Genomic DNA, 5,670 nt, shown 5'->3' on the forward strand with positions numbered 1-5,670 from the left:
GCTCGGCCTCGTGACGCCGAGCAGGGCGCCGGGACGCGCCCGCCGCTACTCGCAGCGGGACGTCAACGTCCTGCGTGAGGTCCAGCGGCTGTCCCAGGAGGGTGTCTCGCTCGAGGGCATCCGGCGCATCCTGGAACTGGAGAACCAGGTCATGGCCCTCCAGCATCGGGTGAGTGAGCTCACCGAGGAGCTGTCCCAGCGCCGCAGGTCCGAGACCAGCCGGGTGTTCGCTGCGGGTCTCGCAGGCGACGTCGTGACCCTGGCGCGGGGGCAGCGGCCCCGGCCGCGCAGCCAGGCGCTCATGATCTGGCGGGGCGATCCCACCCGCTAACCCCACCCCCTTGGAGTTTTTGTCGCCGTTCTGCTGTTTCGAGGCTCTGAAACCAGCAGAACGGGGACAAAAACTTCCAACGTGGCGCGCAGCCGGATTCCACGGCACACTTGATACATGCCTGACTCAGAGTTCTCAGACGCCGCGGGATTCCTGCTGGAGGGCATTCTCCAGCTCCTCCTCTTCGGGGGCGCCGTCCTCGGCATCCTCGCCATCGGTGCAGCGACAGGCACCTGGCTGATCGTCCGCCGTGTCCGCCGCTCCGGAATTCTCCGCCGCAGGATCGAACGGGGTTCAAGCCGCCTGCGCACCTTCTCGACGGACGCTTCAGCCCGCGAGCTCGCGCGGCTCCGCCTGCAGCTCGAGCGCTCCACGGATGCCACGCGCCGCTCGGTTGCGGCGGCAATTGCCCAGGGCGCGCCGACCGGCGACCTGGCTGCAACCGCCGAGGATCTCACCCGGGCCGAAGCGGTGCTCTGCGAGCGTCTCGCCCTTGCCGAGCGGGAGCCCAACCGGCCGCTGCGCGAGGAACTTGCCCGGGACATCGGCCGACAGGTCAGTTCCCTCTGCGATCTCTCCGCCCAACTGCGGCGGACCCTGCTCGAGGTGCACCAGGCAGCGGGCGCCAGGCAGCTGGACCGGGCAACCTCCCGCCTGACCATGGAGATCGGGGCGCTCAGGACCTGGAGCACCGCCTACGGCACCGGCAGCAGGCGGGCATAGCCCCAGTGTCTGTCCGGCGCCGCATCTCACGCATCATCTCTTCCCGCCGCAACGCCGCCGAGCCGGTCGATCCCATTGCAGCGCTCGGGGATTCCCAGCGCCAGCAGGAGGAGAACCTTGACCGCGCCCGGCGGAGCGTGGCGGATCTCGCCGCTGTCCGGCACCGCGTCGACACTCTGGCGCGTCAGGCCGCCTCGGATCTGGACCAGTGCAACCGGGAGGCGGAGCGCGCAGTCGCGCACAACAACGACGACGCTGCACGCTCAGCGCTGCGCCGCGCACTGGAGGTGCAGAAGAGACTGGACTCGCTGACCCGCCAGCGCGACGACGTCGACCGGCAGTTCCACTCGCTCGAAGCCGACCTGTACCGGTTGGAGACCTCCCTGCAGGAGAACGCGGTTCGCTATGAATCCCTGAAGGCCCAGCACGGTTCAACCCAGGCGGCGCTGAACGTCCGCGGTGCGGTCTCAGCTTCGGCGGGGAGCAGCGCGGAAACTGCCCGCGCGGCACGCGAAGCGGAACAGGAGGCCCGGCGCCTGCGGCACCTGCAGGCAGCGCAGGAGGAACTCTCCTGGTCTGACCCGACAGCCGGGAGGCTTGAGGAGGCGTTCAGCGAGCTGGAAGCACGCGAGGCGGCCGAGCAGGAGCTGCGCCAACTGAAGGCGCGGGCTGAGGGTCGCGGGCAGGTCTAGGCAGCGTCGGGGCTGATCCTGGAAGAACCGGCGCTCAGACGCGGCGGTATGCCAGGTCGAAGATCATACGGCCGGCGTCGTGGGCCTTGTTCTCGAAGCTTGTGAGGATGCGGCCCTCGAACCGGGGAGCCCAGCCGCCGAGGGCGTCCACCTCGCCCTCGTTCAGCGAGGCTGTACCGGCGGGCTCGCGTCCCTCCCTGCGGGGAGTGCCTCCGACCTCGTGCTCCACACCACTGGCCCACACCTGGGTGAGGGGGCTATCCGCACCGGTCCGAACACCAGCGTGCAGGTTCTCGAACAGCGGGGAGTTGTCCGCGGCGGCGCGCATCTGGGCGGCGTAGTCGGACCAGTCGGTGGCAAGGCGCAGGACGCCGCCGGGTTCCAGCACCCGCCCGGCCAGCTCGATGAATGAGTCCTTGACCAGCCGCCGCTTGTGGTGGCGGGTCTTGTGCCACGGGTCCGGGAAGAACACCCACAGTTCGGCGACCGAGGCAGGGCGGATCATCGTGGCCAGTGCCTCGGCGGCGTTGACCTGCGCCACCCGGACGTTGGTCAGGCCCCGCTGATCGATCCGCAGCAGGGTCTGGGCGAGTCCCGGTTTGTACACCTCGAGTGCGAGGAAGTTGCGGTTCGGGTTTTCGGCGGCGGCGTGCGCCACCGCCTCTCCCAGGCCCGATCCGATTTCGATCACGAGGGGAGCATCGCGGCCAAAGGATGCTCCGGCGTCGTACTCCCAGGAAGGATCCACGGAGGTGTCTGCCGCAGAACTGCGCGGCACCTCGACCACCAGGCCCTCGGACAGCTCGGCCCAGGCATCACGACGGCGGCCCTGCAGGCGGGAGCCGCGGCGCACAAAGGAGACGGGCTGGGCGGGGAAAGGCTGGGGATCAGGGTGCGTGCTCATCGGTACCAGCGTACCGAGCGGCGCCAAAGCAGGATCAGACGCCGGCCAGTTCAGCGATCCGCGACAGGGCCAGTTGCGCGTAGAGAGCCGTGCCGTCGGCCAGGATGCTGTCGTCAAACGCGGCGTAGGGCGAGTGGTTGAAGGCGGTGTCCGCCGGGTCGGCACCCGGTTGCACAGCGGAGAGGAACACAAAGCTCCCGGGGACGGCGGCCAGGACCCGGGAGAAGTCCTCGGAGCCGCTGAGCGGGTTCACCATCTGGGTGTACCGCTCGTCACCGAACAGCTCCCGGACGTGCTTTTCGATGTTCGAGGTTTCGGCCGGATCTGTCACGGTCAGCGGGTACTCGGTTTCGTACTCGACCGTTGCGTAGAGCCCATGCGCCTCGGCGATGCCGTTCACCAGACGCGGGATCGCGGTGCGCATCAGGTCGCGGTTCTGCTCGGAGAAGGTCCGGATGGTTGCCTCGATACGGGCGGACTCGGGGATGACGTTCCGCTTGGTGCCCGCGTGCAGCAGGCCCACGGTGAGCACCACGGGATCGAACATGTCGAACTGGCGCGTGATCATTGTCTGCAGACTCGTCACAATCTCCGCCGCAACGGTTACCGGATCCTTGGCGCGGTGCGGCGCGGAACCATGGCCGCCGGCCCCGTGAACTGTGACGTAGAGCCCGTCGGACGCAGACATCAGCGTGCCGGGCCTGCTGGCGAAGAGTCCGTTGGGCAGCAGCGAGGACACCACATGGATGCCGTACGCCGCATCCGGCCGTCGCCCTGCGGCTTCGAGCACGCCTTCGCGGATCATCACCCCTGCGCCGTCGAAACCCTCCTCGCCCGGCTGGAACATGAGTACGACGTCGCCCGCCAGCTCCGCCTGACGGTCGGCGAGGAGCCGGGCTGCTCCGGCGAGCATCGCCGTGTGCAGATCATGGCCGCAGGCATGCATGGCTCCATCGATCCGCGAGGTATAGGCCACTCCCGTCTGCTCCTGCACCGGCAGAGCGTCCATGTCACCGCGCAGCAGCACCACCGGCTTCCGTGCGCCGTCGCCGGGCGCCGTCCCGCGGAGCACCGCCGTCACCGAGGTGGTGTCCTGGCCGACGCTGATCTCGTAGGGGAGTCCGTCGAGTGCCTGCAGTACCTTTTCCTGGGTCCGCGGAAGGTGCAGGCCGATCTCCGGTTCCTGGTGCAGCCGGTGGCGGAGGTCGGTTACCTCCCCTGCAAGGTCTGCTGCGTGGGAACGGATAGCGCCGGCGTCGGACATGGTTTCTCCTGCTCGCGGAAGGGATCGTGATGGGATTCCGGTGTGCGGCGCACCTGGTGGGCTTGCTCACACAATCCCCATCCTCACCAACCGGCGGCGGGTGCGCAACCGGACTCCTGATAGGCTTGGAACACTTGCCTGCGGCAGGTGTTGTTTCTTTGAAGCCGTTCAGCCGCAGCCTGCGTCGATGAACGCATTCTTTTGTCCCGCGCTATCTCCCAAGATCGTGAGAGCGGTTGACACTGTCTGACTTTCCTTCGGCGGACTCTGGGCACCAACCGGTGCGCAGGGAAGATGAGAAGAAAGTTCGTGTACCTTACATGACTACTTTTGCTGCCCTTGGCGTGCCTACAGCGCTGGTTCGTTCCCTTACCGACCAGGGAATCACCGAACCGTTCCCCATCCAGGTGAAGACCCTCCCGGACACCCTGGCGGGCCGGGATGTCCTGGGCCGCGGCCGCACCGGCTCCGGCAAGACCCTCGCGTTTGCCCTGCCCATGGTGTCCCGCCTCGCCGAGCGTGAAGCGGCCTACCGCCGCAAGCCCGGGCGTCCGCTGGCGCTGATCCTGGCCCCTACCCGTGAACTTGCCACCCAGATCAACGCCACCGTTGAACCGCTGGCCCGCGAGCTCGGCCTCAACACCACCGTCATCTACGGCGGAGTGTCACAGGCCCGGCAGGAAAAGGCACTGCGCGCCGGCGTCGACATTGTCATCGCCTGCCCCGGCCGGCTCGAAGACCTGATGGGTCAGAAGCTGCTCACCCTTGAGTCGGTTGAGATCACCGTGCTCGACGAGGCGGACCACATGGCCGACCTCGGCTTCCTCCCCGTAGTGAAGCGGATACTCGACACCACACCAGCCGAGGGCCAGCGCATGCTGTTCTCCGCCACGCTGGACAATGGTGTCGACAAGATTGTGCAGCGCTACCTGTCCAACCCGCTGACCCACTCCGTGGACACAACGCAGGCCTCCGTCACCACCATGGAGCACCACGTCCTGCTCATCGGTGACCAGACCCAGAAGAAGCAGCTCATCGTCCAGCTCGCTTCCGGCAAGGGCAAGCGCGTGCTCTTCATGCGCACCAAGCACCATGCGCGCAAGCTCGCCAAGACCCTGACCGACGCCGGTATCCCCGCCGTCGATCTGCACGGCAACCTGTCGCAGAATGCCCGCGACCGGAACCTCGCGGAGTTCTCCACCGGTGATGTGCGGGTGCTGGTCGCGACCGACGTCGCTGCCCGCGGTGTCCACGTGGATGACGTTGAACTGGTGGTCCACGTCGATCCGCCCACAGAGCACAAGGCGTACCTGCACCGCTCCGGCCGTACGGCCCGCGCCGGGTCGGACGGCACCGTTGTGACCATCACCCTGCCCGAGCAGAAGGGTGAGGTGCAGAAGCTCATGCGGGCGGCCGGCGTCGATGTCGCATTCGAAAACGTCTCCGCGACGTCGCCGCTGGTGGGCAAGCTCGTCGGCGATGTAGCGGAAAAGATCGACCCGCGGACCCGCGCCGCACTCCAGGCCCAGCGGGAATTTAGCGGCGGCGGGTCATCGACCGGCGCCAACGCCCAGCGCAAGCGCGCCCGTCGCGCCGCACCTGCGGCAGGCGGACGCGGCGGCCGTGGCGGCCGCGGACGCGTTGCCGTCGCGGAGCCCCAGGGCAACCGCGCGGAGCGGCGCAAGGACCAGCCACAGGCTGCCCGCTTCGGTACGGACAGCGACCGCCGTCGGACGGGCGAGGGCGCTGCCGCAGG

The 5,670-nt window shown here is 68.2% G+C and carries 6 protein-coding genes; 4 read left to right on the forward strand and 2 right to left on the reverse strand.

Annotated features, from left to right (window positions below):
* The 3 genes from X803_RS17810 to X803_RS0104500 all read left to right on the forward strand — a co-directional run.
* Window positions 1-331: MerR family transcriptional regulator (locus X803_RS17810; RefSeq protein ID WP_035777919.1), on the forward strand; the 331-nt coding region annotated here is incomplete at its 5' end.
* Between the two features lie 117 nt (window positions 332-448).
* Window positions 449-1,054, forward strand: a complete 606-nt coding sequence (locus X803_RS0104495; RefSeq protein ID WP_026544206.1) for a hypothetical protein — start codon at window positions 449-451, stop codon at window positions 1,052-1,054.
* A gap of 5 nt (window positions 1,055-1,059) precedes the next feature.
* Window positions 1,060-1,746 carry a PspA/IM30 family protein gene (locus X803_RS0104500; protein ID WP_026544207.1) on the forward strand — a complete coding sequence of 229 codons (687 nt, stop codon included), beginning with the start codon at window positions 1,060-1,062 and terminating at the stop codon, window positions 1,744-1,746.
* A gap of 34 nt (window positions 1,747-1,780) precedes the next feature.
* Here the strand turns inward: X803_RS0104500 and trmB are convergent, their stop codons facing one another.
* Window positions 1,781-2,650 carry a tRNA (guanosine(46)-N7)-methyltransferase TrmB gene (trmB, locus tag X803_RS0104505; protein ID WP_026544208.1) on the reverse strand — a complete coding sequence of 290 codons (870 nt, stop codon included), beginning with the start codon at window positions 2,648-2,650 and terminating at the stop codon, window positions 1,781-1,783.
* A gap of 34 nt (window positions 2,651-2,684) precedes the next feature.
* On the reverse strand, window positions 2,685-3,914 hold the full coding sequence (locus X803_RS0104510) for a M20 metallopeptidase family protein (protein WP_026544209.1): 1,230 nt from the start codon (window positions 3,912-3,914) through the stop codon (window positions 2,685-2,687).
* A 320-nt stretch (window positions 3,915-4,234) separates the two neighbouring features.
* On the opposite strand from X803_RS0104510, the gene X803_RS17815 reads away from it, so the two are divergent.
* Window positions 4,235-5,670: DEAD/DEAH box helicase (locus X803_RS17815; protein ID WP_253907390.1), on the forward strand; the 1,436-nt coding region annotated here is incomplete at its 3' end.

This window comes from Arthrobacter sp. 35/47 (assembly GCF_000520475.1).
In the GTDB taxonomy this organism is placed as follows: Bacteria; Actinomycetota; Actinomycetes; order Actinomycetales; family Micrococcaceae; genus Arthrobacter_D; species Arthrobacter_D subterraneus.